Annotated in this window: 26 protein-coding genes; 18 read left to right on the top strand and 8 right to left on the bottom strand. The window is 56.7% G+C overall.

Features of this window, described 5'->3' with window-relative positions; translation table 11 throughout:
• Window positions 1-21 precede the first annotated feature (21 nt).
• The 3 genes from pgk to tkt all read right to left on the bottom strand — a co-directional run bounded on the left by pgk (window position 22) and on the right by tkt (window position 4,630).
• A complete protein-coding gene (pgk, locus tag K5R89_RS01510) occupies window positions 22-1,185 on the bottom strand; it encodes a phosphoglycerate kinase (RefSeq protein WP_023290986.1) in 1,164 nt (387 codons plus the stop codon).
• Between the two features lie 39 nt (window positions 1,186-1,224).
• Window positions 1,225-2,253 (bottom strand): erythrose-4-phosphate dehydrogenase, encoded by a 1,029-nt coding sequence (epd, locus tag K5R89_RS01505; protein ID WP_004205289.1) that lies wholly within the window; start codon window positions 2,251-2,253, stop codon window positions 1,225-1,227.
• Window positions 2,254-2,638: 385 nt separating this feature from the next.
• Complete coding sequence (tkt, locus tag K5R89_RS01500; protein ID WP_101989445.1) at window positions 2,639-4,630, bottom strand: transketolase; 1,992 nt, start codon at window positions 4,628-4,630, stop codon at window positions 2,639-2,641.
• Window positions 4,631-4,909: 279 nt separating this feature from the next.
• On the opposite strand from tkt, the gene K5R89_RS01495 reads away from it, so the two are divergent.
• Window positions 4,910-5,668: a M48 family metallopeptidase gene (locus tag K5R89_RS01495; protein ID WP_017899781.1), complete on the top strand. Its 759-nt coding sequence runs from the start codon at window positions 4,910-4,912 to the stop codon at window positions 5,666-5,668.
• Window positions 5,669-6,045: 377 nt separating this feature from the next.
• Window positions 6,046-7,314 carry an OprD family outer membrane porin gene (locus K5R89_RS01490; protein ID WP_023290988.1) on the top strand — a complete coding sequence of 423 codons (1,269 nt, stop codon included), beginning with the start codon at window positions 6,046-6,048 and terminating at the stop codon, window positions 7,312-7,314.
• A gap of 132 nt (window positions 7,315-7,446) precedes the next feature.
• Here K5R89_RS01490 and speB read toward each other — a convergent pair whose 3' ends face one another.
• From speB to yqgB, 3 genes are all read right to left on the bottom strand, one after another.
• The gene (gene speB, locus K5R89_RS01485; RefSeq protein WP_004205166.1) at window positions 7,447-8,367 is read right to left on the bottom strand and encodes an agmatinase; all 921 of its coding nucleotides are present in this window, start codon (window positions 8,365-8,367) and stop codon (window positions 7,447-7,449) included.
• 233 nt (window positions 8,368-8,600) lie between these two features.
• Window positions 8,601-10,577, bottom strand: a complete 1,977-nt coding sequence (gene speA, locus K5R89_RS01480; RefSeq protein WP_004205167.1) for a biosynthetic arginine decarboxylase — start codon at window positions 10,575-10,577, stop codon at window positions 8,601-8,603.
• Window positions 10,578-10,585: 8 nt separating this feature from the next.
• Window positions 10,586-10,717: an acid stress response protein YqgB gene (gene yqgB / locus K5R89_RS01475; RefSeq protein ID WP_002916578.1), complete on the bottom strand. Its 132-nt coding sequence runs from the start codon at window positions 10,715-10,717 to the stop codon at window positions 10,586-10,588.
• A 382-nt stretch (window positions 10,718-11,099) separates the two neighbouring features.
• Between yqgB and K5R89_RS01465 the strand changes: the two genes are divergently transcribed.
• From K5R89_RS01465 to ruvX, 9 genes are all read left to right on the top strand, one after another.
• Window positions 11,100-11,258: a hypothetical protein gene (locus K5R89_RS01465; RefSeq protein ID WP_032428987.1), complete on the top strand. Its 159-nt coding sequence runs from the start codon at window positions 11,100-11,102 to the stop codon at window positions 11,256-11,258.
• A gap of 159 nt (window positions 11,259-11,417) precedes the next feature.
• Window positions 11,418-12,572: a methionine adenosyltransferase gene (metK, locus tag K5R89_RS01460; protein WP_004205170.1), complete on the top strand. Its 1,155-nt coding sequence runs from the start codon at window positions 11,418-11,420 to the stop codon at window positions 12,570-12,572.
• Window positions 12,573-12,953: 381 nt separating this feature from the next.
• On the top strand, window positions 12,954-14,348 hold the full coding sequence (locus K5R89_RS01455; RefSeq protein ID WP_004205171.1) for a sugar porter family MFS transporter: 1,395 nt from the start codon (window positions 12,954-12,956) through the stop codon (window positions 14,346-14,348).
• A 77-nt stretch (window positions 14,349-14,425) separates the two neighbouring features.
• Window positions 14,426-14,926, top strand: a complete 501-nt coding sequence (locus K5R89_RS01450) for a SprT family zinc-dependent metalloprotease (protein ID WP_032428989.1) — start codon at window positions 14,426-14,428, stop codon at window positions 14,924-14,926.
• Window positions 14,927-15,020: 94 nt separating this feature from the next.
• Window positions 15,021-15,728 (top strand): deoxyribonuclease I, encoded by a 708-nt coding sequence (gene endA / locus K5R89_RS01445; RefSeq protein WP_217259125.1) that lies wholly within the window; start codon window positions 15,021-15,023, stop codon window positions 15,726-15,728.
• Window positions 15,729-15,819: 91 nt separating this feature from the next.
• Window positions 15,820-16,551, top strand: coding sequence for a 16S rRNA (uracil(1498)-N(3))-methyltransferase (rsmE, locus tag K5R89_RS01440; RefSeq protein WP_023290991.1), 732 nt, complete (start codon window positions 15,820-15,822; stop codon window positions 16,549-16,551).
• Between the two features lie 20 nt (window positions 16,552-16,571).
• Window positions 16,572-17,522, top strand: a complete 951-nt coding sequence (gene gshB / locus K5R89_RS01435; RefSeq protein WP_221853856.1) for a glutathione synthase — start codon at window positions 16,572-16,574, stop codon at window positions 17,520-17,522.
• Between the two features lie 174 nt (window positions 17,523-17,696).
• The gene (locus tag K5R89_RS01430; RefSeq protein WP_002916603.1) at window positions 17,697-18,260 is read left to right on the top strand and encodes a YqgE/AlgH family protein; all 564 of its coding nucleotides are present in this window, start codon (window positions 17,697-17,699) and stop codon (window positions 18,258-18,260) included.
• Complete coding sequence (gene ruvX, locus K5R89_RS01425) at window positions 18,260-18,676, top strand: Holliday junction resolvase RuvX (protein WP_004205178.1); 417 nt, start codon at window positions 18,260-18,262, stop codon at window positions 18,674-18,676. The genes K5R89_RS01430 and ruvX overlap by 1 nt, the downstream gene beginning before the upstream one ends.
• 51 nt (window positions 18,677-18,727) lie before the next feature.
• Here ruvX and K5R89_RS01420 read toward each other — a convergent pair whose 3' ends face one another.
• Window positions 18,728-19,381, bottom strand: coding sequence for a LuxR C-terminal-related transcriptional regulator (locus K5R89_RS01420; RefSeq protein WP_032454048.1), 654 nt, complete (start codon window positions 19,379-19,381; stop codon window positions 18,728-18,730).
• A gap of 348 nt (window positions 19,382-19,729) precedes the next feature.
• Window positions 19,730-20,710 carry a type IV pilus twitching motility protein PilT gene (locus K5R89_RS01415; protein ID WP_032454049.1) on the bottom strand — a complete coding sequence of 327 codons (981 nt, stop codon included), beginning with the start codon at window positions 20,708-20,710 and terminating at the stop codon, window positions 19,730-19,732.
• Window positions 20,711-20,726: 16 nt separating this feature from the next.
• Here K5R89_RS01415 and K5R89_RS01410 point away from each other — a divergent pair, with 16 nt between their 5' ends.
• The 7 genes from K5R89_RS01410 to K5R89_RS01380 all read left to right on the top strand — a co-directional run bounded on the left by K5R89_RS01410 (window position 20,727) and on the right by K5R89_RS01380 (window position 25,866).
• Window positions 20,727-21,428: a YggS family pyridoxal phosphate-dependent enzyme gene (locus tag K5R89_RS01410; RefSeq protein ID WP_004205181.1), complete on the top strand. Its 702-nt coding sequence runs from the start codon at window positions 20,727-20,729 to the stop codon at window positions 21,426-21,428.
• 20 nt (window positions 21,429-21,448) lie between these two features.
• Window positions 21,449-22,015: a YggT family protein gene (locus K5R89_RS01405; RefSeq protein ID WP_002916613.1), complete on the top strand. Its 567-nt coding sequence runs from the start codon at window positions 21,449-21,451 to the stop codon at window positions 22,013-22,015.
• Entirely contained in the window at window positions 22,012-22,302 is a 291-nt protein-coding gene (yggU, locus tag K5R89_RS01400; RefSeq protein ID WP_004205183.1) for a DUF167 family protein YggU, read from the top strand. The genes K5R89_RS01405 and yggU overlap by 4 nt, the downstream gene beginning before the upstream one ends.
• A 12-nt stretch (window positions 22,303-22,314) precedes the next feature.
• On the top strand, window positions 22,315-22,908 hold the full coding sequence (locus K5R89_RS01395; RefSeq protein WP_087826650.1) for an XTP/dITP diphosphatase: 594 nt from the start codon (window positions 22,315-22,317) through the stop codon (window positions 22,906-22,908).
• Window positions 22,901-24,037: a radical SAM family heme chaperone HemW gene (hemW, locus tag K5R89_RS01390; protein WP_101989447.1), complete on the top strand. Its 1,137-nt coding sequence runs from the start codon at window positions 22,901-22,903 to the stop codon at window positions 24,035-24,037. The genes K5R89_RS01395 and hemW overlap by 8 nt, the downstream gene beginning before the upstream one ends.
• Window positions 24,038-24,341: 304 nt before the next feature.
• A complete protein-coding gene (locus K5R89_RS01385) occupies window positions 24,342-25,328 on the top strand; it encodes a TRAP transporter substrate-binding protein (protein ID WP_101989448.1) in 987 nt (328 codons plus the stop codon).
• 46 nt (window positions 25,329-25,374) lie between these two features.
• Window positions 25,375-25,866, top strand: a complete 492-nt coding sequence (locus K5R89_RS01380; protein WP_044524703.1) for a TRAP transporter small permease — start codon at window positions 25,375-25,377, stop codon at window positions 25,864-25,866.
• The last annotated feature ends 4 nt before the right edge of the window (window positions 25,867-25,870 follow it).

Raw genomic sequence — 25,870 nt, 5'->3', positions numbered from 1 at the left:
GGTTTCCCCGCCTGAACTGAATTACTGCTTAGCGCGCTCTTCGAGCATCGCTACTGCCGGCAGGACTTTGCCTTCGACGAATTCAAGGAACGCGCCGCCGCCAGTGGAGATGTAGGAAATTTTGTCAGCGATGCCGAACAGGTCGATCGCTGCCAGGGTGTCGCCGCCGCCGGCGATGGAGAAACCTTCGCTGTCCGCGATAGCGTTAGCCACGATTTCAGTCCCTTTACGGAAGTTCGGGAATTCGAATACACCAACCGGGCCGTTCCACAGGATGGTTTTGGCGTTTTTCAGGATGTCAGCCAGTTTCTGTGCGGAAACGTCGCCGAGGTCCAGAATCTGCTCGTCATCTTTAATGTCGTTAACAGATTTCAGAGTCGCCGTTGCGGTTTCGGAGAACTCGGTCGCGACGCGAACGTCAGTCGGAACCGGGATATCGCAGGTGCTCAGCAGGCGCTTGGCTTCATCAACCAGATCCGCTTCGTACAGGGATTTACCGACGTTGTGGCCCTGAGCGGCAACGAAGGTGTTGGCGATACCGCCGCCGACGATCAGCTGGTCAGCGATTTTAGACAGGGAATCCAGCACGGTCAGTTTGGTGGATACTTTAGAACCACCGACGATAGCGACCATCGGACGAGCCGGCTCTTTCAGCGCTTTACCCAGCGCGTCCAGTTCAGCGGCCAGCAGCGGGCCTGCGCACGCCACGTCAGCAAATTTGCCGATACCGTGGGTGGAAGCCTGCGCGCGGTGCGCGGTACCGAAAGCGTCCATCACGAACACGTCGCACAGCGCGGCGTATTTTTTGGACAGCGCTTCGTCGTCTTTTTTCTCGCCTTTGTTGAAGCGAACGTTTTCCAGCACCACCAGCTCGCCGGCAGCGACTTCCACGCCGTCCAGGTAGTCTTTAACCAGACGTACCGGGCTGGACAGTTTGTCTTTCAGGTAATTAACAACCGGCAGCAGAGAGAATTCTTCGTTGTACTCGCCTTCGGTCGGACGACCCAGGTGAGAAGTAACCATGACTTTCGCGCCCTGCTTCAGCGCCAGTTCAATGGTCGGCAGAGAGGCACGGATACGTGCGTCGCTGGTTACTTTCCCGTCTTTAACTGGTACGTTCAGATCCGCACGGATAAAAACGCGTTTACCAGCCAGATCCAGATCGGTCATCTTAATTACAGACATGGTGAATCCTCTCGTTGATTCATAAAGTTTTGTCGACGTTTACGCGTCGAACCTGAAACCAATAGCCGCCATCGCTAACGTCGTGTCGAGCATTCGGTTAGCAAAGCCCCATTCGTTATCGCACCAGACCAGCGTTTTGATCAGATGCGCGCCACTGACCCGGGTTTGCGTGCCATCGACGATGGCGCTGTGCGGATCGTGGTTAAAATCTGTTGAGACCAACGGTAATTCCGTATAGTCAACTATACCATGAAATGCACCTTGTGCTGCTTTTTGCAGCAACTGGTTGACTTCACATGCTTTTACCGGTTTTTTGACCGTCACGCTCAGGTCAATTGCCGTCACGTTTATCGTCGGCACCCGCACGGCAATCGCTTCAAAACGGTCATTAAACTGCGGGAAAATACGGGTGATCCCTGCCGCCAGTTTGGTATCCACCGGAATGATCGACTGGCTGGCCGCGCGGGTACGCCGGAGATCCGGATGGTAGGCGTCAATCACCTGCTGGTCATGCATCGCCGAGTGAATGGTGGTGACGGTGCCGGACTCGATGCCATAGGCATCATCTAACAGTTTAATGATCGGAATAATGCAGTTGGTGGTGCAGGAGGCGTTGGAGACAATGCGATGCTCGGCGCGGAGTTCATCCTGATTGACGCCGTACACCACCGTCGCGTCGAGGTCGTTGCCGCCGGGATGGGAGAAGAGCACTTTCTTCGCCCCAGCCTGCAGGTGCGCCTCACCGTGTTCACGGCTCCCGTAAACGCCGGTGCAGTCGAGCACCACGTCTACCGCCAGCTCGCGCCAGGGCAGCGCCGCAATGGTCGGCTCGTGCAGCAGACGGATGGCATCATCGCCAACAAACAGCTGCTCGCGCTCCTGACGAACATCCCAGGCGAAACGGCCATGGCTGGTGTCATATTTCAACAAATGCGCGATGCCCGCAGCATCCGCCAGCTCATTGATAGCCACCACGGTGATTTCCGCACGGCGCCCGGATTCATATAGCGCACGAACCACGTTGCGTCCAATACGACCGAAGCCATTAATCGCGATGCGAATGGTCATAGATCTCCTGCAAGGCTGTCCCTGTTATGAGGTGGCTGACAGAGTAATCCAGCTACGCTCTGAGGGAAACCTTACCAGCTGCAAACTGCGACTGATTGATTAATTGTCGAACATTTAAACGACTGAAACGCTTCAGCTAGAATAAGCCAAACGAGGAATAAAAGGAATGTTTGTCCAGCGTAATAAACCAGCTATATGACTCACATCACATTTTTGCTGGAATAATTTACAACCGTATTACATGGTTCAGGAATAGCAGATACAAAAAAGCCGGGTGGCGAGGTAAAAGCAAAACGGTAACCCAGGGGTTACCGTTTTTGGCGTTTGCCCCCTCACCTGTGGGAGAGGGTTACGGTGCGGGCATCAGCCCGCACCGTAACCGCAATTACAGCAGCGCTTTCGCTTTAGCGACCACGTTGTCGACGGTGAAGCCGAACTCTTCGAACAGCTGCTCAGCCGGCGCAGACTCACCGAAGGTGGTCATGCCAACGATCGCCCCGTTCAGGCCAACGTATTTGAACCAGTAATCAGCAATACCCGCTTCCACGGCAACGCGCGCGGTCACGGCTTTCGGCAGTACGGTTTCACGGTAGGCCGCATCCTGCTTGTCGAACGCGTCGGTGGACGGCATGGAGACCACCCGCGCCTTCACGCCTTCGGCGGTCAGTTTGTCCCACGCGGCCACCGCCAGCTCCACTTCGGAACCGGTGGCGATGAAGATCAGCTCCGGCTGGCCGGCGCAATCTTTCAGCACGTAACCGCCGCGGGCCACGTTCGCCAGCTGCTCTTCGGTACGCTCCTGCTGCGCCAGGTTCTGACGGGAGAGGATCAGCGCGGTCGGACCGTCCTGACGCTCGACGCCATATTTCCACGCAATCGCGGATTCAACCTGGTCACACGGACGCCAGGTGGACATGTTCGGCGTTACGCGCAGAGAAGCCACCTGCTCTAACGGCTGGTGAGTCGGGCCATCTTCGCCCAGACCGATGGAGTCGTGGGTGTAGACCATAACCTGACGCTGTTTCATCAGCGCGGCCATACGTACCGCATTACGCGCGTATTCCACGAACATCAGGAAGGTGGAGGTGTACGGCAGGAAGCCGCCGTGCAGCGCGATACCGTTGGCGATAGCGGTCATACCGAACTCACGCACGCCGTAGTGAATGTAGTTACCCGCGGTGTCTTCGTTGATCGGCTTAGAACCAGACCACAGGGTCAGGTTGGACGGCGCCAGGTCAGCGGAACCGCCGAGGAATTCCGGCAGCAGCGGACCGAAAGCTTCGATGGCGTTCTGAGAGGCTTTACGGCTGGCGATTTTCGCCGGGTTGGCCTGCAGCTTCGCGATGAACTCGTTGGCTTTCGCGTCGAAGTCAGACGGCATCTCGCCTTTCATACGACGGGTGAATTCGGCTGCTTCCTGCGGGAAGGCTTTGGCGTAAGCAGCGAACTTCTCATTCCATGCCGCTTCTTTCGCCTGACCGGCTTCTTTGGCATCCCACTGCGCATAGATGTCAGACGGGATGTCAAACGGCGCGTGTTTCCAGCCCAGCGCTTCGCGGGTCAGGGCGATTTCGGCGTCGCCCAGCGGCGCGCCGTGGGAGTCGTGGGTACCGGCTTTGTTCGGCGAACCGAAGCCGATGATGGTTTTGCACATCAGCAGGGACGGTTTGTCGGTGACCGCGCGCGCTTCTTCTACTGCGCGTTTGATGGCGTCAGCGTCGTGACCGTCAACGCCGCGCACCACGTGCCAGCCGTAGGCTTCAAAGCGTTTGGCGGTATCGTCGGTGAACCAGCCTTCAACGTGGCCGTCGATAGAGATGCCGTTGTCATCATAGAAGGCCACCAGTTTGCCCAGCTTCAGGGTACCGGCCAGAGAGCACACTTCGTGAGAAATGCCTTCCATCATGCAGCCGTCGCCCATGAAGGCGTAGGTGTAGTGGTCGACGATGTCGTGGCCCGGACGGTTGAACTGCGCCGCCAGAGTTTTCTCGGCGATAGCCATCCCGACCGCGTTAGCGATACCCTGGCCCAGCGGACCGGTGGTGGTTTCCACGCCCGCGGTGTAGCCGACTTCCGGGTGACCCGGGGTTTTAGAGTGCAGCTGGCGGAAGTTTTTCAGCTCTTCAATCGGCAGATCGTAGCCAGTGAGGTGCAGCAGGCTGTAAATCAGCATCGAACCATGGCCATTGGACAGTACAAAACGGTCACGGTCAGCCCAGGCCGGATTGTTCGGGTTATGGTTCAGGAAATCACGCCACAGCACTTCGGCAATGTCAGCCATACCCATCGGGGCACCCGGGTGGCCGGATTTGGCTTTCTGTACAGCGTCCATGCTCAGCGCACGAATAGCGTTAGCAAGCTCTTTACGTGAGGACATTTTGACTCCAGTTCGGACTGTTGAAGGCCATGCCCTTAACGACTTGACGAGAGCGCGTTTTGGGCTACGCCGGAAAAAAGTGTGAACAATGTAACCCAAGCGACAAGTCATGTACATGGAGCATCCTTTTGCCCTTTAAGAAATCTCTGGAACAGGTTGTGCTACGCCGGAATCCGCTCGCCCGCATCCTGCGATACTCTTTATAATTTACGCAGAATACGGTTCCCTGCCGTCGCCGTATTGTCGGATAAACAACCATAAGATTGTGGAAGATAAAAAATGAAAATTCGCTCAACCGTACTTGCTCTTGGGATCGCAGCAACGCTCACCGGATGTCAGAACATGGACTCCAACGGTCTGCTCAGCTCAGGGGCCGAAGCCTTCCAGGCATACTCCCTCAGCGACGCGCAGGTGAAAACCTTAAGCGACCAGGCCTGTAAAGAGATGGACGCCAAAGCGAAAATCGCCCCGGCCAGCAGTGAATACAGCCAGCGGCTGAACAAAATCGCGGCCGCGCTGGGCGATAACATCAATGGTCAGCCCGTGAACTACAAGGTCTATGAGACCAAGGATGTCAACGCCTTCGCCATGGCTAACGGCTGCATCCGCGTCTACAGCGGGCTGATGGATCTGATGAACGATAATGAAGTCGAGGCGGTGATCGGCCACGAAATGGGCCACGTCGCGCTGGGCCATGTGAAGAAAGGCATGCAGGTCGCCCTGGGCACCAACGCCGTGCGCGCGGCGGCGGCCTCCGCCGGCGGCATCGTCGGCAGCTTGTCCCAGTCGCAGCTCGGCGATCTGGGTGAAAAACTGGTGAACTCGCAGTTCTCCCAGCGCCAGGAATCGGAAGCGGACGACTACTCTTACGACCTGCTGCGTAAGCGCGGCATCAATCCGTCGGGACTGGCCACCAGCTTCGAGAAACTGGCCAAGCTGGAAGCCGGCCGTCAGAGCTCGATGTTTGACGATCACCCGGCCTCAGAAGCGCGCGCCCAGCATATTCGCGATCGCATGAAGGCCGACGGGATTAAATAATCGCCAGCGGGAGGCATGACTGCCTCCCTTTTATATCTGCCAGTAAAAATATTTAGCCGCATCAATTGATAACTTAAGCGCACAAACCGTTAATTATTATTTCACCTCGTCGCAGCCAATTATTTTATATGCTGTCACTCAGCAAAATATTATTTGGCAAATGAAAAACGGCGTACACAATCCGCCTTTCAGAGCCGGGTTAGACCAAATATTAAATAGTCCACCCCTCTTCGCCAAACCTGGCCAGCATGCGCCACACCGCTTGTTTCCTGCCGATACCATTGCTCACACAATGATTGCTTTTGACATTATTTCAGGAGAATATCGCGATTGCAGTGATTCCCTTGAATATATCGACAGACAGAGAAGTGCCCTCAGTGAAAAAAGAATTATCATTCATCGCACTTGGCATTATTGCCGCCGCGCCGGCTTTCGCCAGCCAACAATCTACCAGCCAGGGCTTTATTGAAGACAGCCATCTGGATCTCTTTTTACGTAACGCGTATATCAAACGCGATTATCGCGATGGGCTGCCGGATAAAGCCGAATGGGGCCAGGGAATTATCGCCACCTTCGAATCCGGCTTTACCGAGGGACCGGTCGGCTTCGGCGTGGACGGCATCGCCCAGTACGCCGTGCGCCTCGACGGCGGCCGCGGCCGCAGCGGCGCGGGCGGCATTGACTTTTTCGCCCAGGATGACGACGGCCGGGCAAAATCCGACCTCGCGAAATTCGGCGCCACCGGCAAAATGCGCTTTTCGAATACCGTGCTCAGCTACGGCAGTCAGCGCCCGATGTTGCCCATCGTCTACGCCGATGATTCACGTCTGCTGTACGAGAGCTATACCGGCACCATGCTGACCTCACGCGAAATCGACGGTCTGGAAATTAACGCCGGCTACCTGACCGATCAGCAGCGTAAAAGCGACGACAGCCATAACAGCGGTCTGAAAAGCCTGTCCTTCGGCGGCGCCAGCTACCGGTTCAACGACCAGCTCAGCGGCGCGCTGTATGCGTCGCATGTCGAAGATGTGCTGAACAAACAGTATCTCGGCCTGAACTATCAGCAGCCGTTCGCCGCCAACCAACAGCTGGTTCTCGACTTCAACGGCTATCACTCACGCCTGGATCAGCAATATGCCGATGCCAATGACACCGGACGCAGCAACAGTATCTGGAGCCTGGCCGCCAGCTACATCTGGGATATCCATACCTTTAAGGTTGCTTACCAGCAAAGCAGCGGCAGCACCGGCTACCACTACGGCGGCTACCAGAACCAGGGCGGCGTCGGCGATGGCGGGAACACCATCTGGCTGGCCAACTCCTACTGGTCTGATTTTAACGGGGAAGATGAACGCTCCTGGCAGGCATCGTATGGACTGGATTTTGCCGGGCTGGGGCTACCGGGACTGACCTGGACCACCGCCTACGTGCGCGGGGATAACATTAAAACGTCAGAGACCAGCAACGGCAAAGAACATGAATGGTTCAACCAGGTTCAATACCAGGTGCAAAACGGGGCGGCGAAAGATTTGAAATTCAGGCTTCGCTATTCGGTACTGCGGGTTTCCAGCAACGCCAGCGACTATAACGTCAGCGGTAATGAAGTGCGGTTCTACGTCGAATATCCATTTAACGTGTTTTAAGCACCTGATGAACCCTCTCCTGCGGGTCGGCCCTCTCCCGGCCAGCAGGAGCAACCGTCCGGCGCCTTGATTAACCCCCTGTGCCGTGCGGTACCCTCTCCCCGGAAGGGAGAGGGTTGGGGTGACCTCGGGTTATTCGCCCTTCTTCGCCGCCTGGATGTACAGCATCTCCAGCGCGAGGGTCGCCGCCGCCAGGGCGGTGATTTCGGACTGATCGTAGGCCGGGGCGACCTCCACCACGTCCATCCCGACGATGTTCAGATCCTTCAGACCGCGCACCAGCTTGATCGCGCGGTCAGAGGTGAGCCCACCGATAACCGGGGTACCGGTTCCTGGCGCAAACGCCGGATCCAGGCAGTCGATATCAAAGGTCAGGTACACCGGCATATCGCCAACGATCTGCTTCACCTGGGCAATCACGTCATCGACGCTGCGGTCGTTAACCTGGCCCGCATCAAGCACGGTGAAACCGTTATCTTTATCGAATTCGGTGCGAATACCGATCTGTACGGAGTGGTTCGGATCGATGAGCCCTTCGTTCGGCGCGGTGTAGAACATGGTGCCGTGGTCGAACTCGCAGCCGTTGGCGTAAGTGTCGGTGTGGGCATCGAAATGCACCAGCGCCATTTTACCGAAGTGCTTGGCGTGGGCGCGCAGCAGCGGCAGCGTAACGAAGTGGTCGCCGCCAAAGGAGAGCATGCGCTTGCCGGCCGCCAGCAGCTTCTCGGCGTGGGCCTGCAGCTTCTCGCTCATTTCGCGCGCGTCGCCGAAGGCGTACACCAGATCCCCGCAGTCAACCACGTTCAGGCGTTCGCGCATGTCGAAGTTCCACGGAAAACGGTTGTGCTCCCAGGCGAGATTGGTGGAAACCTGACGGATCGCCGCCGGGCCATGACGGCCGCCCGCGCGCCCGGAGGTCGCCATATCGAACGGGACGCCGGTGATCACCCAGTCAGCATCGCTGTCGTAGGGCATGAAATTCATCGGCAGACGCAGGAAGCCAAAGGCATTGGATACCAGGGAGTTATCGTATTGATGACCTAAAGTGCTCATGGATATGACCTCTTTTCACAGTCGTGGAACGTAAAAAATAAGTATAAAAAAACCCCTCCGCGTCGTTAGGCCCGACGAGGAAGGGTTTGATAGATAAATCGCTTATTGGCGTGAATTATCGCCGGTAATGCATACGGGTTCAAGTGAGTATCGCCTTCTGCCGGATGACGGCTTCGCCTTAGGCGGCCGCCATACGCAGGCCCGGTAAGCGCAGCGCCACCGGGCATCAGTGGTTACTCGTCTTCCAGATAAGTGTACCCGTACAGACCCGCCTCGAACTCTTCGAGGAACTGCTGCTGCAGCGCGTCGTCCAGGCCGGTGTTTTTCACCTGATCGCGGAACTGGGTCAGCAGCGTGTTGGGATCCAGCTGCACGTACTGCAGCATATCCGCCACGGTATCGCCCTCGTCGGACAGCTCAACCTCAACGCTGCCGTCAGGGAAGACGAACACGTCTACCGCCTCGGTATCGCCGAACAGGTTGTGCATGTTGCCAAGGATTTCCTGATAGGCGCCGACCATAAAGAAGCCCAGCATCGGCGGGTTCTCCGGGTCATATTCCGGCATCGGCATGGTGGTGGCGATCCCGTCGCCGTCCACGTAGTGATCGATGGCGCCATCCGAGTCGCAGGTGATGTCCAGCAGCACCGCGCGGCGCTCCGGCGACTTGTTCAGCCCTTCCAGCGGCATCACCGGGAACAGCTGATCGATCCCCCACGCATCCGGCATCGACTGGAACAGCGAGAAGTTGACGTAGATTTTATCCGCCATGCGCTCCTGCAGCTCATCAATAATCGGGCGATGGGCGCGGTTGCTCGGGTCGAGTTGCTTCTGCACTTCATGACACATGTTCAGATACAGCTGTTCTGCCCAGGCGCGCTCCTGCAGGTTGAAAGTGCCGGAGGAGTAGCCGATATGGATATCGTGCAGGTCCATCTGGCTGTCGTGCAGCCATTCGCGCAGCGAGCGGCGATTGCCGGTTTCGTGCATCTCCAGCCAGGTTTCCCACATGCTCTGCAGCGGGCGCGCGGCGTCTTCCGCCGGCGGGGTCGCCTCGGTGTATTCGTTGCGCTCCACGCCGATGATGTTGGAAACCAGCACGGTGTGGTGCGCGGTCACCGCGCGGCCGGACTCGGTGATCACCGTCGGGTGCGGCAGGCCGTTCTCTTCGCAGGCGTCGCCGATGGCCCAGATGATATTGTTAGCGTATTCGTTCAGGCCGTAGTTCACCGAGCAGTCAGACTGCGAGCGGGTGCCTTCGTAATCCACGCCCAGGCCGCCGCCGACGTCGAAGCACTGGATATTGACGCCCAGCTTATGCAACTCGACGTAGAAACGCGCCGATTCACGCACGCCGGTGGCGATATCGCGAATGTTAGCCATTTGCGAGCCGAGGTGGAAGTGCAGCAGCTGCAGGCTGTCGAGGTGTCCTGCGGCACGCAGGATCTCCACCAGCTGCAGAACCTGGGTCGCCGCGAGGCCGAACTTGGACTTCTCGCCGCCGGAAGACTGCCATTTACCGGACCCCTGCGAGGCCAGACGCGCGCGCACGCCAAGGCGCGGCACCACGTTCAGGCGCTCGGCCTCTTCCAGCACGATGGCGATCTCCGACATCTTCTCGATGACCAGATAGACCTTGTGGCCCATCTTCTCGCCCACCAGCGCCAGGCGGATGTATTCGCGGTCTTTATAGCCGTTACAGACGATGACGCTGCGGGTCATCCCGGCGTGCGCCAGCACGGCCATCAGTTCCGCTTTCGAACCGGCTTCCAGACCCAGCGGCTCGCCGGAATGGATCAACGATTCGATGACGCGACGATGCTGGTTCACCTTGATCGGGTAGACCAGGAAGTAATCGCCGTTATAGCCGTAGGATTCGCGCGCGCGCTTGAATGCGGCGTTGATTGAGCGCAGGCGGTGCTGCAGGATCTGCGGGAAGCAGAACAGCGCCGGCAAGCGTTGCCCTTGCGCTTCGCGCGCTTTGACTAATTCAGCGAGGTCAACGCGCGCTTCCGGGACGTCCGGATCCGGGCAAACGCTGATGTGGCCCAGTTCGTTGACGTCATAATAGTTATTGCCCCACCAGGCAATATTATAAGTACGCAGCATCTTGCTGGCTTCCTGGGAGCTCATCGCTACCTCCTGCATGGAACGTAGTACACCGTGTTCGCCTGCTGACGAAGGCGAAACCATAGACATGTCGTCAGACATAGCGAACCTCAATTTTTAATAATAAGTGTAAGACAGTTAACTACTATCGCAGTCCAAAGATGCGATAACAACCCATGAACAGTCCTAAAGCCCAGCACTATCTGCTGGTTTTGCGACTGCGCGACCGGTTTTTTATTCATATCATCGTAAAACACGTAGCCGAACAGAGTATGACAGTCCGGAGAAACCACGAGAAAACTCTTGCCAGGCAAGAGCGCCCTTGTTCAGTTTTCTGACGACCGACCGGCCCTGGAATCCTGAGAAGCGCCGAGATGGGGTGAACATCGGCTGGTTTGCATGAGAGAGATGCAGGTTGCGGAGTGCTGACGCGCGACAGAACGACGCGACGAATCAAGCGAAAAACGTTGGTTCATTATCTGGTATCACCTCCACACCGCCCTGGGTCAGGGTCGGCGACAAGCCAAAGCTATACATACCGGGCAACAGGCGCTATGCCGTTGCGAGATTCTGTAAATACAGACTGCTTAACCCGGCTGGAAGTGGCACCACGGGGAGATCCCCGTGCGCTTTTTTAATGAGCCGCGCGCGGCGTTTTATACCGAGAAGCGGGGTAAAAAGCAAAATAAAAATGTGCAGGTTTGCGCGGTTGTCAGGAAAATTTGCCAGGCGAGTTTTCCGATAAATGCGACCGCCATCAAAAAAGGCTGGAAATGGGCTTAAGATTTGACCTAAAATAGCCGTCCAGAAGTTAATCCGTCTATACTGATTAACACTCAGACTGCTCGTGTCGCTACCTGCGCGGCTTTGCGCTGATTATCCACCAAAGCCACATTACACAACAGTATGAGCTATCCGAATCGTCCACAGGTGAAATAAAATATGGCAAAACACCTTTTTACGTCTGAGTCCGTATCAGAAGGGCATCCTGACAAAATTGCTGACCAAATCTCCGATGCCGTGCTGGATGCGATCCTCGAGCAGGATCCGAAAGCGCGTGTCGCATGTGAAACCTATGTCAAAACTGGCATGGTGCTGGTAGGCGGCGAAATCACCACCAGCGCATGGGTTGACATTGAAGAGATCACCCGCAACACCGTCCGCGAAATTGGCTACGTGCATTCCGATATGGGCTTTGACGCCAACTCGTGTGCCGTACTGAGCGCCATTGGTAAACAGTCTCCGGACATCAACCAGGGCGTTGACCGTGCCGATCCGCTGGAACAGGGCGCAGGCGACCAGGGGCTGATGTTTGGCTACGCCACCAACGAAACCGACGTGCTGATGCCGGCGCCGGTGACCTACGCTCACCGTCTGGTGCAGCGCCAGGCTGAAGTACGTAAAAACGGCACCCTGCCGTGGCTGCGTCCGGATGCGAAAAGCCAGGTGACCTTCCAGTATGACGACGGCAAAATCGTCGGCATCGACGCGGTGGTGCTGTCCACGCAGCACGCGGAAGATATCGACCAGAAATCGCTGCAGGAAGCGGTGATGGAAGAGATCATCAAACCGATTCTGCCAACCGAATGGCTGAGCGCGTCCACTAAATTCTTCATCAACCCAACCGGCCGTTTCGTTATCGGCGGCCCGATGGGCGACTGCGGTCTGACCGGTCGTAAGATCATCGTCGATACCTACGGCGGCATGGCTCGTCACGGCGGCGGCGCCTTCTCCGGTAAGGATCCATCTAAAGTTGACCGTTCCGCAGCCTATGCGGCGCGCTATGTGGCGAAAAACATCGTTGCCGCAGGCCTGGCTGACCGTTGCGAAATTCAGGTTTCCTACGCCATCGGCGTTGCAGAGCCGACTTCCATCATGGTGGAAACCTTTGGTACAGAAAAAGTGCCTTCTGAACAGCTGACCCTGCTGGTGCGCGAGTTCTTCGACCTGCGTCCGTACGGCCTGATTCAGATGCTGGATCTGCTGCACCCGATCTACAAAGAAACCGCTGCCTACGGTCACTTTGGTCGCGAACATTTCCCATGGGAAAAAACCGACAAAGCGGCCTTGCTGCGCGAAGCGGCTGGTCTGAAATAATCTCCCCGCTTCCACTCTTCAAGGCCAGTCTCGCGCTGGCCTTTTTATGTCCGTTACCCACCCTCCCATGCCCTGCTTCAGCGAACCGCGGCGATGCAATGAAAGCGATTACATCATGACAATGGTCGATTGCTGCCTGCAAGCGCCTTCTCATGCGTGCATTTTTCACAATGTTACATATTGTTTCGGTTAACTCTGATTACCGTTTTTAAAATTGTCGTCTATCCTTATTTATATTGCTGATTTAAAAAGCATTTAATGAATTACGTTTCTTTACCTTTGTGGAAACGATTACACAGCCGTGACTATAATCACGTTTTTTTACCGACGAGTGTCCTACGCTAACCATCGACAGAATCAATAACTCAACTGGAGGGCGTTATGCCTGACAACAAAAAACAAGGGCGTTCAAACAAGACCATGACGTTCTTCGTCTGTTTCCTCGCCGCGCTGGCTGGCCTGCTGTTCGGCCTTGATATCGGTGTTATTGCGGGTGCGTTACCCTTTATTGCCAATGAGTTCCAGATTTCCGCTCACACTCAGGAGTGGGTGGTCAGCTCCATGATGTTCGGCGCCGCCGTCGGTGCGGTCGGCAGCGGCTGGCTCTCCTTCAAACTGGGCCGTAAAAAGAGCCTGATGATCGGCGCCATCCTCTTCGTCGCCGGCTCTCTGTTCTCCGCCGCCGCGCCAAACGTCGAGATCCTGCTGGTTTCCCGCGTGCTGCTGGGCCTGGCGGTGGGCGTCGCCTCCTACACCGCGCCGCTGTATCTGTCGGAAATCGCTCCGGAGAAAATTCGCGGCAGTATGATTTCCATGTACCAGCTGATGATCACCATCGGTATTCTTGGCGCCTACCTCTCCGACACCGCTTTCAGCTACAGCGGCGCATGGCGCTGGATGCTCGGCGTAATCATTATTCCGGCGGTATTGCTGCTGATCGGCGTTATCTTCCTGCCGGACAGCCCGCGCTGGTTCGCCGCTAAACGTCGCTTTGTCGATGCCGAGCGCGTGCTGCTGCGCCTGCGCGATACCAGCGCCGAAGCGAAACGCGAACTCGACGAGATCCGCGAAAGCCTGAAGGTAAAACAGTCCGGCTGGTCGCTGTTTAAAGACAACAGCAACTTCCGCCGCGCGGTGTTCCTCGGCATTCTGCTGCAGGTGATGCAGCAGTTCACCGGGATGAACGTCATCATGTACTACGCGCCGAAGATCTTTGAGCTGGCGGGCTATGCCAACACCACCGAGCAGATGTGGGGGACGGTGATCGTCGGCCTGACTAACGTGCTGGCTACCTTTATCGCCATCGGTCTGGTCGACCGCTGGGGCCGTAAACCGACGCTGATCCTTGGCTTTATCGTCATGGCCGCGGGGATGGGCGTGCTGGGCAGCATGATGCACATCGGCATTCACTCCTCAACCGCCCAGTACATCGCCGTCCTGATGCTGCTGATGTTTATCGTCGGTTTCGCCATGAGCGCCGGCCCGCTGATTTGGGTACTGTGTTCCGAAATCCAGCCGCTGAAAGGCCGCGACTTCGGTATCACCTGCTCCACGGCGACCAACTGGATTGCCAACATGATTGTCGGGGCCACCTTCCTGACCATGCTTAATTCGCTGGGCAGCGCCAACACCTTCTGGGTGTACGGCGGTCTGAACGTGCTGTTTATCCTGCTGACGCTGTGGCTGATCCCGGAAACCAAAAACGTCTCGCTGGAACATATCGAACGCAACCTGATGCAGGGTCGTCCGCTGCGCGAGATCGGCGCCCGCGATTAACCCGCCTGAGCTTCCTCCCCTCACGGGAGGAAGCTTCCTCTTGCTCTCCCCCCTCCGCCGCACTATCCTCTGGCGCTATGAAAACACCCCGTATTCCCATCGCTATTCAGCAGGCCGTGATGCGCAGCCTGCGGGAGCATCTCGCCAAAGCGAACCTCAAGCTGGAACGCCGCTACGCGGAGCCGACACTGGTCTACCAGCAGCGCGGTACCTCCGCCGGCACCGCCTGGCTGGAGAAAAACGAAATTCGTTTAAACCCGGTGCTGCTGCTGGAGAATCAGCAGGAGTTTATCGATGAAGTGGTGCCCCATGAGCTGGCGCACCTGCTGGTGTGGCAACACTTTGGCCGGGTAGCCCCGCACGGCAAAGAGTGGAAATGGATGATGGAGAGCGTCCTGGGCGTTCCCGCGCGTCGCACCCACCGTTTTGAACTTGATTCGGTCCGCCAGAATACCTTCCCCTACCGCTGCCGCTGCCAGCAGCATCAGCTCACCGTTCGTCGCCATAACCGGGTGGTGCGCGGCGAAGCCACTTACCGCTGCGTGCGCTGCGGCGATCTGCTGGTGGCTGAAAAATAACCATTGGAATTAATTAGAAACTTTCTGATCTGACTGATTGCATCCGGCACCCTCATTCGCTACGTTGCGGGCTCGTTTTGACACGGAGTGAACGATGTCCCGTATGCATGTTTTAGCCGTTGCAGTATTGTGCACGGCAGTGAGTGGCCCGCTTGCGGCCGCCGAAATTACCAGCTTTTCCCAGGCCAAGGCCGCTGGCGTCAAAGTAAACGCCGACGTTCCCGGCGACTTTTACTGCGGCTGTAAAATTGACTGGCAGGGTAAAAAAGGCGTTATCGATCTGGAATCTTGCGGCTATAAAGTGCGTAAAAATGAGAACCGCGCCAGCCGGGTTGAATGGGAACACGTGGTGCCGGCGTGGCAGTTCGGCCATCAGCGCCAGTGCTGGCAGGAGGGCGGACGTAAAAACTGCGCCAAAGATCCGGAGTACCGCAAGATGGAAAGCGACATGCACAATCTGCAGCCGGCGGTGGGAGAAGTGAATGGCGATCGCGGCAACTTTATGTACAGCCAGTGGAACGGCGGTGAAGGCCAGTACGGCCAGTGCACCATGAAGGTCGATTTTAAAGATAAAATCGCCGAGCCCCCTGACCGCGCACGCGGCGCCATCGCCCGCACCTACTTCTATATGCGCGACCGCTACCAGCTGAATCTTTCCCGCCAGCAAACTCAGCTGTTTACTGCCTGGAATAAACAGTACCCGGTCACCGCCTGGGAGTGTGAACGCGATGAACGCATCGCGAAAGTACAGGGCAACCATAATCCGTATGTCCTGCAGGCTTGCCAGGCGCAAAAGAGCTAACCTACACTAGCGGCAATTGTTAATTTGCAGCCCTGTGCTTCCCGCCCAATGGCGGGAAGCTGGCATCTGCGCAAAGAACGGAATATCAAGCATGCGCATTCCTCGCATCCATCATCCAGAACGCCTCATTGTCGGCAGCCTGATCGCGTTGAGCGATGACGCGGCCAACCACGTCGGCCGCGTCCTGCGCATGACCGCTGGTCAGCACCTTCAGCTCTTCGACGGCAGTAACCAGGTGTTTGACGCCGTCATCACCGAGGCCGGTAAGAAAAACGTCGCGGTTGAAGTCCTCAGTGGCGAACCCGACGATCGGGAATCGCCGCTGCATATCCATTTAGGCCAGGTGATGTCCCGCGGCGAAAAAATGGAATTCACCATCCAGAAATCGATCGAACTCGGGGTAAGCCTCATAACGCCACTGTTTTCCGAGCGCTGCGGCGTTAAACTGGACGCTGAACGTTTGCAGAAAAAGATCCAGCAGTGGCAGAAAATCGCTATTGCCGCCTGCGAACAGAGCGGTCGTAACGTGGTACCGGAAATTCGTCCGGCGATGCAGCTGGAGGAGTGGTGCGCCGAGCAGGACAGCGGGCTGAAGCTCAACCTGCACCCGCGCGCCAGCGCCAGCATTAACACGCTGCCGCTGCCGGTTGAACGCGTCCGTCTGCTGATTGGCCCGGAAGGCGGGCTGTCGGCTGAAGAGATAGCGATGACCGCGAAATACCAGTTTACTGATATCCTGTTGGGACCGCGCGTTCTGCGTACAGAGACTACTGCGCTCACCGCCATCACCGCCCTGCAGGTGCGTTTTGGCGACTTAGGTTGAGGCGTTAACGGAGAAGAACCATGATCAAGCTCGGCATCGTGATGGATCCCATCGCAACCATCAACATCAAGAAAGACACCAGCTTCGCTATGTTGCTGGAGGCGCAGCGTCGCGGCTATGAACTCCATTATATGGAGATGAACGACCTCTATTTGATCAACGGCGAAGCCCGCGCCCGGACGCGCACGCTGAGCGTCGAACAGAACTACGACAAATGGTATGACTTCACCGGCGAACAGGACCTGCCGCTGGCGGATCTTGACGTCATTCTGATGCGTAAGGATCCGCCGTTTGATACCGAATTTATTTATGCGACCTATATTCTGGAGCGAGCGGAAGAGAAAGGCACGCTTATCGTCAACAAGCCGCAGAGCCTGCGCGACTGTAACGAGAAGCTGTTCACCGCCTGGTTCTCCGAGCTGACCCCGGAAACGCTGGTCACCCGCAATAAAGCCCAGCTGAAAGCCTTCTGGGAAAAGCACGGCGATATCATCATGAAGCCGCTCGACGGCATGGGCGGCGCCTCTATTTTCCGCGTCAAAGCCGGCGATCCGAACCTTGGGGTTATCGCCGAGACGCTGACCGAGCTGGGCAGCCGCTACTGCATGGCGCAGAACTATCTGCCAGCCATTAAAGATGGCGACAAGCGCGTGCTGGTGGTGGATGGCGAGCCGGTGCCTTACTGCCTGGCGCGCATTCCGCAGGGCGGCGAGACCCGCGGCAATCTGGCCGCCGGCGGCCGCGGCGGAGCCCGCCCGCTAACCGAAAGCGACTGGGACATCGCCCGCCGCGTCGGCCCGACGCTGAAGGCCAAAGGTCTTATCTTCGTCGGCCTGGATATCATCGGCGACCGTCTGACGGAAATTAACGTCACCAGCCCCACCTGCGTACGTGAGATCGAAGCCGCCTTCCCGGATATTTCGATCACCGGCATGCTGATGGACGCTATTGAAAGACGTCTCGCCCGATAAGCACTACGGCGGACGAACGTCCGCTCAGGGCACAGCGAGCGCGGATCGCCGCGCTGGTGAAACCCTTCCAGCCAGGCGCCGCTCAGGCGCCTGCCAGATAAAGTGCATCGACACCATTCTACTTTGCCCGCATACTGGGTGTTGCTTTTTGAACCAGGAACAGAACCTCTGACAATGAATTTACAGCATCACTTTCTGATTGCCATGCCTGCGCTTCAGGACCCCATTTTCCGCCGCTCCGTGGTCTATATCTGCGAGTATAACGACGAGGGTGCCATGGGCATTATTATCAATAAGCCGCTGGAAAATCTGCAGGTGGAAGGGATCCTTGAGAAGCTCAAAATTGTCCCGGAGCCGCGTAATCCGGAGATCCGCCTGGATAAACCGGTGATGCTGGGCGGCCCGCTGGCGGAAGACCGCGGCTTTATTTTACATACCCCGCCCTCTGACTTTTCCTCAAGCATCCGTATCTCGGATAACACGGTGATCACCACCTCGCGGGATGTCCTCGAAACCTTAGGCACCGACCGGCAGCCGGGCAACGTGCTGGTTGCGCTGGGCTACTCCTCGTGGGAGAAAGGGCAGCTGGAGCAGGAGATTTTAGATAATGCCTGGCTCACCGCCCCGGCGGACCAGAATATTCTTTTCCGTACGCCCATCGCCGATCGCTGGCGCGAGGCGGCTAAACTGATTGGCATCGACATCGTGACGATGCCAGGCGTCGCGGGGCATGCATGATGAGCGGAACCTTTCTCGGCTTTGATTTCGGGACGAAAAGCATCGGTGTGGCGGTGGGGCAACGCATCACCGCCACCGCCCGGCCACTGCCGGCGCTGAAGGCGCAGGACGGCAAACCGGACTGGAATATCATCGAAAAACTGCTTAAGGAGTGGCAGCCTGAGGCGGTGATCGTCGGCCTGCCGCTGAATATGGACGGCACCGAGCAACCGCTGACGGCGCGCGCACGTAATTTCGCCAATAAAATTCATGGCCGCTTTGGCGTCGCGATCCTTCTCCACGATGAACGTCTGAGTACGGTTGAGGCCCGGGCGGGCCTGTTCGAACACGGCGGCTATCGGGCGCTGAATAAAGGCAGCGTCGATTCGGCCTCTGCGGTGGTCATTCTGGAAAGCTACTTCGAGCAGAGCTTTTAAGCTCTGTCTTCTGCGCCGCCGGCGAACCGCTAACGGCGCAGATCCTCCCGCCTAGTGGCGCAGATGTTCGTTAGCCCAGCTCACCGCCTGGGTGCGATTCTTAACGCTCAGCTTACGGAACACGTTATACAGGTGCGTCCGCACCGTGTTCTCGCTGATAAACAGCGCGCGGGCAATATCCAGGTTGGTCGCGCCGCAGCGCAGTTCGTTGAGGATCTCGCATTCTCGTTCGGTCAGCGGCGAGTTTTCAACCGGCGCCGATGTATGGTCCGCAGCGTACATCGCCGGGTGCATCACGCTCAATTCAGCCGTCTGTTCGCCGTTCAGCACGGCCTTGACGCCCTCAATTAAGCGCGATTCATCATCGTCATGGCGGAACACGCCATATAAAGCCGGCCACTGCGCCATTTCGTATAACTCATACTTTTGCGCGCTGTTGATAATCAGCAAGCGGGGATTATCTGACTGCAGCCGAATAATATCTCGCCACACCCCGTTTAATTTCTTATTTGAAACGGCGATATCAAATAATATTACAGAGTCTTTCGCCAGTCGCTGCGCCAGCGGTTTATTAATATTTTGTAAAACTACCGGTGCCATCAGGGTTTCGCTGAGATAGCTGGCAAAGGCTTTACTCTGGATTGACGGGTGGGTAATAAATGTAACCTGACGAGAAGATGATGAATTTCCATTTAAATTAATCACTTAAAACTCTCCTTAGCTGCTATCCACCGTCATGGTGGTTAAATGAATAAAAAAATATACTATCAGTCATGAATTTATAAATAGCCTTAGCAATTTACAAATTGAAACGTTATTCCATGAGAATCATCCTATTCCCGTAAACAGCATAAATCGAATACCGCAAAGCTGTCAAAAGGTAATCAAACTTTTTTCCTGGAAATGCGTATTCACTGTCGAAATATCTCAGCTGAATGTCTTATTTGAATTTATTCAGAAAGATTATTTGTATTATCAAATAATATCCAGAAACAGTATTTAAACATTCAGTTAACACATCATTTTAACCACCCAACCCGCTTCACGCCCCCCTTACAGCTGGCCTGTGGCCACACGTTGCTGAAAACTCTGGGTAAATGTCAGCATTCCGGCCTGCATCCCGGTCTGCATTACACCGGGCAGCTGGTGCACTTTTCCTTCGCGGATCAAATTCGCCACCGCCGGCGTATTGACCAGAAGCTCGTATAGCGCAACTCTGCCGCCCTGACGTGCGGGTAATAATTTTTGCGCCAGCACCGCGCACAGGCTTCCGGCCAGCTGACTCCGAACCTGATCTTTCTCCTCTGCCGGAAAGACATCGATCAATCTCTCCACCGCCGGCGCCGCGCCGCGGGTGTGTAATGTCGCCATCACCAGATGCCCGGTTTCCGCAGCCGTCAACGCCAGACGGATGGTTTCGCTGTCGCGTAACTCCCCAAGCAGGATCACATCCGGGTCCTGGCGCAGCGCCACCCGAAGCGCCGCGGAGAACGAAGGACAGTGACGGCCAATCTCCCGCTGCTGGATCAGGCAGCGCTCGCTGTGATGAATAAACTCCACCGGATCCTCCAGCGTCAGAATATGGCCATCAAGATGCTGGTTGAGATGCCCGACCATCGCCGCCAGGGTAGTCGACTTGCCGCTGCCCGTCGCCCCGGTGACCAGCAGCAAGCCACTCTCTTCCGCCAGTAGTTCGCTTAGCGCAGGCGGCGCGCCCAGCGTCTCCAGACGCGGGCACTGGACGGGCAGCAGACGCAGCACCAGCGATATTCCGCGCGTATGGGCGAAAGCGCTGGCGCGTAGCCGCGAACCGCAGGCCAGAGTCAGCGCAAAGTCAATCTGGCCGTGCTCCTGCCAGTGCTGGAACTGTGCGGCATCGAGCCAGTCGTTGAGTAAATCCGCGATATCCGGCGCGGGAAAGGGAGCGGCCTCCAGCTTGCCCTGCCGCCGCCAGCGCGGTGCGGCGGAATTGCACAGGTGTAGATCGGAGACATTATGCTTTACACTAAGGGCTACGATTTCTTCCAGCTTCATAACTCATCCTCGGAATATGAACGATATTGCGCATAACCTGGCACAGGTCCGGGACAAAATCTCCGGTGCCGCCGCCCGTTGCGGGCGTGCGCCAGAAGAAGTGACATTGCTTGCAGTGAGTAAAACGAAACCTGCGAGCGCGATCGAAGAAGCCATCGCGGCAGGCCAGCGGGCATTTGGTGAAAACTACGTCCAGGAGGGCGTGGAGAAGATTAACCATTTCCAGCAGGCAGGCGTCAGCGGTCTGCAGTGGCACTTTATTGGCCCCCTGCAGTCCAACAAAAGCCGGCTGGTGGCCGAACATTTTGACTGGTGCCACACCGTCGATCGGTTGAAAATCGCCACCCGCCTGAACGAGCAGCGCCCGGCGCATTTACCGCCGCTGAAGGTACTGATTCAAATCAACATTAGCGATGAGCAGAGTAAATCCGGCATCCCGCTGGAAGCGCTCGATGCCTTGGCGGCGGAGATCGCTGAGTTACCTCATCTGGAGCTGCGCGGCCTGATGGCGATCCCCGCGCCTGAGTCAGAATATGTAAGGCAGTTTGCCGTCGCCCAGCAAATGGCGGTAGCATTTGCGCGGTTAAAAACGCGGTACCCCACGGTCGATACGTTGTCTCTGGGAATGTCGGACGATATGGAAGCCGCTATCGCGGCGGGAAGCACAATGGTGCGCATCGGCACGGCCATTTTTGGTGCGCGCGACTACAGCAAATAATAAGGAATCTGAGGAACGCCATGAAGACGTTGACTTTCCTGCTTTCAACGGTCATTGAGCTTTACACGATGGTCGTGTTGTTACGCGTCTGGATGCAGTGGGCGCGCTGCGACTTTTACAACCCGTTTTCGCAGTTTGTGGTAAAGGCCACGCAGCCGATTGTCGGGCCGCTGCGCCGGATTATCCCGGCAATGGGGCCGATTGACAGCGCCTCGCTGCTGGTGGCATTCATCCTCTGCGTCATCAAAGCGATCGTACTGTTTATGGTGATCACCTTCCAGCCGATCATCTGGATCTCCGCCCTGCTTATTCTGCTGAAAACCATCGGCTCGCTGATCTTCTGGGTGCTCCTGCTGATGGCGATCATGAGCTGGGTCAGCCAGGGACGCAGCCCGGTGGAGTATGTGCTGATGCAGCTGGCGGACCCGCTGCTGCGCCCTATCCGCAACCTGCTGCCGTCGATGGGCGGTATCGATTTCTCACCGATGGTGCTGGTGCTGCTGCTGTACGTGATCAATATGGGTATCGCCGAGGTGCTGCAGGCCACCGGTAACGTACTGCTGCCGGGGCTGTGGATGGCGCTATGAGTGCCGTTGAAAGCTGCGCTGACGGGCTGGTGCTGAGGCTGTATATTCAGCCGAAGGCCAGCCGCGACAGCATCGTGGGCGTGCATGGCGACGAGCTCAAAGTCGCCATTACCGCCCCGCCCGTTGATGGCCAGGCCAATGCCCATCTGGTGAAATTTCTCGCCAAACAGTTCCGCGTCGCCAAAAGCCAGGTACTGATTGAAAAAGGCGAGCTGGGCCGCCATAAGCAAGTTAAAATCATCGCCCCACAACAGATCCCGACTGCGGTCGCGGCGCTAACTGAATAAACAGGATTCATCATGCAAAAAGTCGTCCTCGCTACCGGCAACGCCGGTAAAGTGCGCGAACTGGCCTCGCTGCTGGAAGATTTTGGTCTCGATATCGTCGCTCAGACCGAGCTGGGCGTCGAGTCTGCGGAAGAGACCGGCCTGACCTTTATTGAAAATGCGATTCTGAAGGCGCGTCATGCGGCGCAGGTCACCGGCCTGCCGGCTATCGCCGACGATTCCGGTCTGGCCGTCGATGCCCTGGGCGGCGCGCCGGGCATCTACTCCGCCCGCTATGCCGGCGTCGACGCCAGCGACCAGCAGAACCTTGAGAAACTGCTCGACGCCATGCAGGACGTGCCGGACGACCAGCGCCAGGCGCAATTCCACTGCGTACTGGTCTATCTGCGCCATGCCGAGGATCCCACGCCGCTGGTGTGCCACGGCAGCTGGCCTGGGGTGATCGCCCGGAAAGCCGCGGGTCAGGGCGGTTTCGGCTACGATCCGATCTTCTTCGTCCCGTCAGAAGGAAAAACCGCGGCCGAACTGAGCCGTGAAGAAAAGAGCGCTATTTCCCATCGCGGGCAGGCGCTGAAACTGTTACTGGAAGCATTACGTAATGGCTAATTTGCCGCCGCTGAGTCTCTATATCCATATTCCCTGGTGCGTGCAGAAATGCCCGTACTGCGACTTTAATTCGCATGCGCTGAAAGGCGAAGTGCCGCACGATGACTACGTCCAGCATCTGCTGAACGATTTGCGGGCCGATGCGCAGTATGCCCAGGGAAGGGAAATAGGCACCATTTTTATCGGCGGCGGTACGCCGAGCCTGCTGTCCGGCCCGGCCATGCAAACCCTGCTCGATGGCGTCCGCGCCTGCCTGCCGCTGGCCGCCGGGGCGGAAATCACCATGGAAGCCAACCCGGGCACCGTGGAGGCCGATCGCTTCGTTGATTACCAGCGCGCCGGGGTGAATCGCATCTCCATCGGCGTACAAAGCTTTAGCGAACCGAAGCTGCAGCGGCTGGGGCGGATCCACGGCCCGGAAGAGGCCAAACGCGCGGCACGCCTCGCCAGCGGCCTGGGCCTGCGCAGTTTCAATCTCGACCTGATGCACGGTTTGCCGGACCAGTCTCTGGAGGAGGCGCTGGACGATCTGCGTCAGGCCATTGCTCTCAACCCGCCGCATCTCTCGTGGTACCAGCTGACCATTGAGCCGAACACCTTGTTCGGCTCCCGGCCGCCGGTGCTGCCGGATGACGACGCGCTATGGGATATTTTCGAGCAGGGGCATCAGCTGCTGAGCGCCGCCGGCTACCAGCAGTACGAGACTTCCGCTTACGCCAAACCGGGCTATCAGTGTCAGCATAATCTCAATTACTGGCGCTTTGGCGACTACCTTGGCATCGGCTGCGGCGCGCACGGCAAGATAACCTTCCCGGACGGGCGCATTCTGCGTACCGCCAAAACTCGCCACCCGCGCGGCTATATGGAAGGCCGCTACCTCGAACGTCAGCATGATGTGGAAGAGGCGGATAAACCGTTTGAGTTCTTTATGAACCGTTTTCGCCTGCTGGAGGCCGCGCCGCGCGCGGAATTCCGCCGTTATACCGGTCTTGATGAAGCGGCGATCCGTCCGCAGCTGGACGCGGCGATAGCTCAGGGCTATCTGCAGGAAGACGAGGAGAACTGGCAGATCACCGAGCATGGAAAGCTGTTTTTAAATTCTCTTCTCGAACTATTCCTTAGCGAATAAATATCGTTATCCCATTCCCGCCAGGCAGAGTGCGGGAATGGGAATAACTCGATTCCTCCGCCATATCTACCTTATTATATCCGATTCATTCTTATTAAATATTCCACCCTCAAATTAATTTGCATTAATTAATACAAGCCAAATATCAATCCAGCAATAAGATCGGTTATTTCCTTACCTCATTGCCAGAAAGTGTGAGTCAGGTAGCTTAAAGATGTACGACAACAAAGATAATATGTCATACAGAAATAAAGCATGATGCTAAAGATATTGACCAATTATCCCAAGTGCATGGAGCCAACTCATGAAAAAATACCCTTTTTATCGTTCTCTGGTAGGTATAGCTTTACTGGCCCTACTCTCCGCAGGGGCCGTCGCGGCTGAAAAAGTCACGTTAAAACTGGCACATAACCTTGAGCGCAGCCATGTGGTGCATCAGGCGCTGGAGGAGATGTCCAGAGAGGTAAACCAGCTTTCTGACGGTAAGATGAAGATTCGTATTTACCCCAGTAGTCAGATGGGCAGCGCGCGCGAGACCATGGAGTTATTACAAAATGGCGCGCTGGATATGACCAAAGGTTCCGCCAGCGATCTGGAGTCTTTCGATAATATTTACGCCATTTATAATTTACCCTTCCTGTTTAACGACCAGAATCACTTCAATAAAGTCGTCTTCGGCGAGGTGGGCAAGGAAATAATGAACTCGACGAAAGAGAAAGGATTCTTTGCCCTTTCCGCTTATGTCGCCGGGACGCGAAGCTTTTATGCCAAAAAGCCCATTACTAAACCGGAAGATTTAAAAGGACTGAAGATCCGCGTCCAGGCCAGTCCGACAACGTTAAAAATGGTCGAATTAATGGGCGGTTCCCCGACCCCCATCTCCTTTGGTGAAGTTTATACCGCCATGCAGCAGGGGGTGGTTGACGGCGCGGAAAATAACGTTCCCTCCTGGGTGCAGACGCGCCATATCGAAATCGCGAAAGTCTTCTCTGAAGATGAGCACGCCTCCATCCCTGACTTCCTAGTTATCTCCAGCAAAACCTGGGACAAGCTGACGCCGGATCAGCAGCACATTCTGATCAAAGCGGCGAAAGCCTCAGAGATTTATCAGCAACAGCTGTGGCGGAAGATCGATGCCGATACCCGCGCGCAGGCCAAAGCCCTGGGCGGAGAAATAGTCAAAGTAGATAAAGCGCCGTTCCGCGCCGCCGTGCAGCCGCTATACGATGACTTTAAAAAAGATCCCAGCCAGGCCGCCCTGCTGGCCAAATTTGAAGCTGCCGCGGAATAACCTTTAACGGGCCGGCCGCTGGCCCGTTTGCACCAGGAAATCAACGATGATACTTAACCGCATTAAGCTGGCGGTGGACCGCACCATCGCCGCCTTCTCTGTCGCTGTAATGATTGCGCTGGTTGTCTGCGTCGTCTGGCAGGTATTCAGCCGCTACGTGCTCAACCAGCCAAGCACCCTGACCGACGAGCTGGCGCGCTTCTTAATGATCTGGGTCGGGCTACTGGGCGCGGCCTATACGGTCGGCGCCCAGCGTCACCTGGCGATTGATTTACTCACCATGACGCTCTCTCCCCGCAGGCAGGCGCTTTTCAGCGTCATCATTAACCTGCTGATCCTGCTGTTTGCCGGCGCAGTTATTGTGACCGGCGGCGTAAAACTGATTGCAAAAACGCTGTCGACCGCCCAGGTCTCAGCCGCGATGCAGATCCCTATGGGCTACGTGTATCTGATCCTGCCGCTCACCGGCATCATGATGATGTTTTACGCATTGTGTTTTATCAGTAACGGCCTGAAAAACATCAAACATGCAGAATAAGGAG

It is taken from the genome of Klebsiella sp. TF21-TM (assembly GCF_019753495.1).
GTDB lineage: Bacteria > Pseudomonadota > Gammaproteobacteria > Enterobacterales > Enterobacteriaceae > Klebsiella > Klebsiella quasipneumoniae.
The sequence above is the reverse complement of the archived record's forward strand: the minus strand, read 5'-3'. Positions and strand labels throughout refer to the sequence as shown.

Excerpts from the sequence above, each read along its gene's own strand:
- pgk (WP_023290986.1), bottom strand. The coding sequence starts at position 1,185 with ATGTCTGTAATTAAGATGACCGATCTGGATCTGGCTGGTAAACGCGTT.
- epd (WP_004205289.1), bottom strand. The coding sequence starts at position 2,253 with ATGACCATTCGCATCGCGATTAATGGCTTCGGTCGTATTGGACGCAAC.
- tkt (WP_101989445.1), bottom strand. The coding sequence starts at position 4,630 with ATGTCCTCACGTAAAGAGCTTGCTAACGCTATTCGTGCGCTGAGCATG.
- K5R89_RS01495 (WP_017899781.1), top strand. The coding sequence starts at position 4,910 with ATGAAAATTCGCTCAACCGTACTTGCTCTTGGGATCGCAGCAACGCTC.
- speB (WP_004205166.1), bottom strand. The coding sequence starts at position 8,367 with ATGAGCACTTTAGGTCATCAATACGATAACTCCCTGGTATCCAATGCC.
- speA (WP_004205167.1), bottom strand. The coding sequence starts at position 10,577 with ATGTCTGACGACATGTCTATGGTTTCGCCTTCGTCAGCAGGCGAACAC.
- yqgB (WP_002916578.1), bottom strand. The coding sequence starts at position 10,717 with ATGAATAAAAAACCGGTCGCGCAGTCGCAAAACCAGCAGATAGTGCTG.
- metK (WP_004205170.1), top strand. The coding sequence starts at position 11,418 with ATGGCAAAACACCTTTTTACGTCTGAGTCCGTATCAGAAGGGCATCCT.
- K5R89_RS01455 (WP_004205171.1), top strand. The coding sequence starts at position 12,954 with ATGCCTGACAACAAAAAACAAGGGCGTTCAAACAAGACCATGACGTTC.
- K5R89_RS01450 (WP_032428989.1), top strand. The coding sequence starts at position 14,426 with ATGAAAACACCCCGTATTCCCATCGCTATTCAGCAGGCCGTGATGCGC.
- endA (WP_217259125.1), top strand. The coding sequence starts at position 15,021 with ATGTCCCGTATGCATGTTTTAGCCGTTGCAGTATTGTGCACGGCAGTG.
- rsmE (WP_023290991.1), top strand. The coding sequence starts at position 15,820 with ATGCGCATTCCTCGCATCCATCATCCAGAACGCCTCATTGTCGGCAGC.
- gshB (WP_221853856.1), top strand. The coding sequence starts at position 16,572 with ATGATCAAGCTCGGCATCGTGATGGATCCCATCGCAACCATCAACATC.
- K5R89_RS01430 (WP_002916603.1), top strand. The coding sequence starts at position 17,697 with ATGAATTTACAGCATCACTTTCTGATTGCCATGCCTGCGCTTCAGGAC.
- ruvX (WP_004205178.1), top strand. The coding sequence starts at position 18,260 with ATGAGCGGAACCTTTCTCGGCTTTGATTTCGGGACGAAAAGCATCGGT.
- K5R89_RS01415 (WP_032454049.1), bottom strand. The coding sequence starts at position 20,710 with ATGAAGCTGGAAGAAATCGTAGCCCTTAGTGTAAAGCATAATGTCTCC.
- K5R89_RS01410 (WP_004205181.1), top strand. The coding sequence starts at position 20,727 with ATGAACGATATTGCGCATAACCTGGCACAGGTCCGGGACAAAATCTCC.
- K5R89_RS01405 (WP_002916613.1), top strand. The coding sequence starts at position 21,449 with ATGAAGACGTTGACTTTCCTGCTTTCAACGGTCATTGAGCTTTACACG.
- yggU (WP_004205183.1), top strand. The coding sequence starts at position 22,012 with ATGAGTGCCGTTGAAAGCTGCGCTGACGGGCTGGTGCTGAGGCTGTAT.
- K5R89_RS01395 (WP_087826650.1), top strand. The coding sequence starts at position 22,315 with ATGCAAAAAGTCGTCCTCGCTACCGGCAACGCCGGTAAAGTGCGCGAA.
- hemW (WP_101989447.1), top strand. The coding sequence starts at position 22,901 with ATGGCTAATTTGCCGCCGCTGAGTCTCTATATCCATATTCCCTGGTGC.
- K5R89_RS01385 (WP_101989448.1), top strand. The coding sequence starts at position 24,342 with ATGAAAAAATACCCTTTTTATCGTTCTCTGGTAGGTATAGCTTTACTG.
- K5R89_RS01380 (WP_044524703.1), top strand. The coding sequence starts at position 25,375 with ATGATACTTAACCGCATTAAGCTGGCGGTGGACCGCACCATCGCCGCC.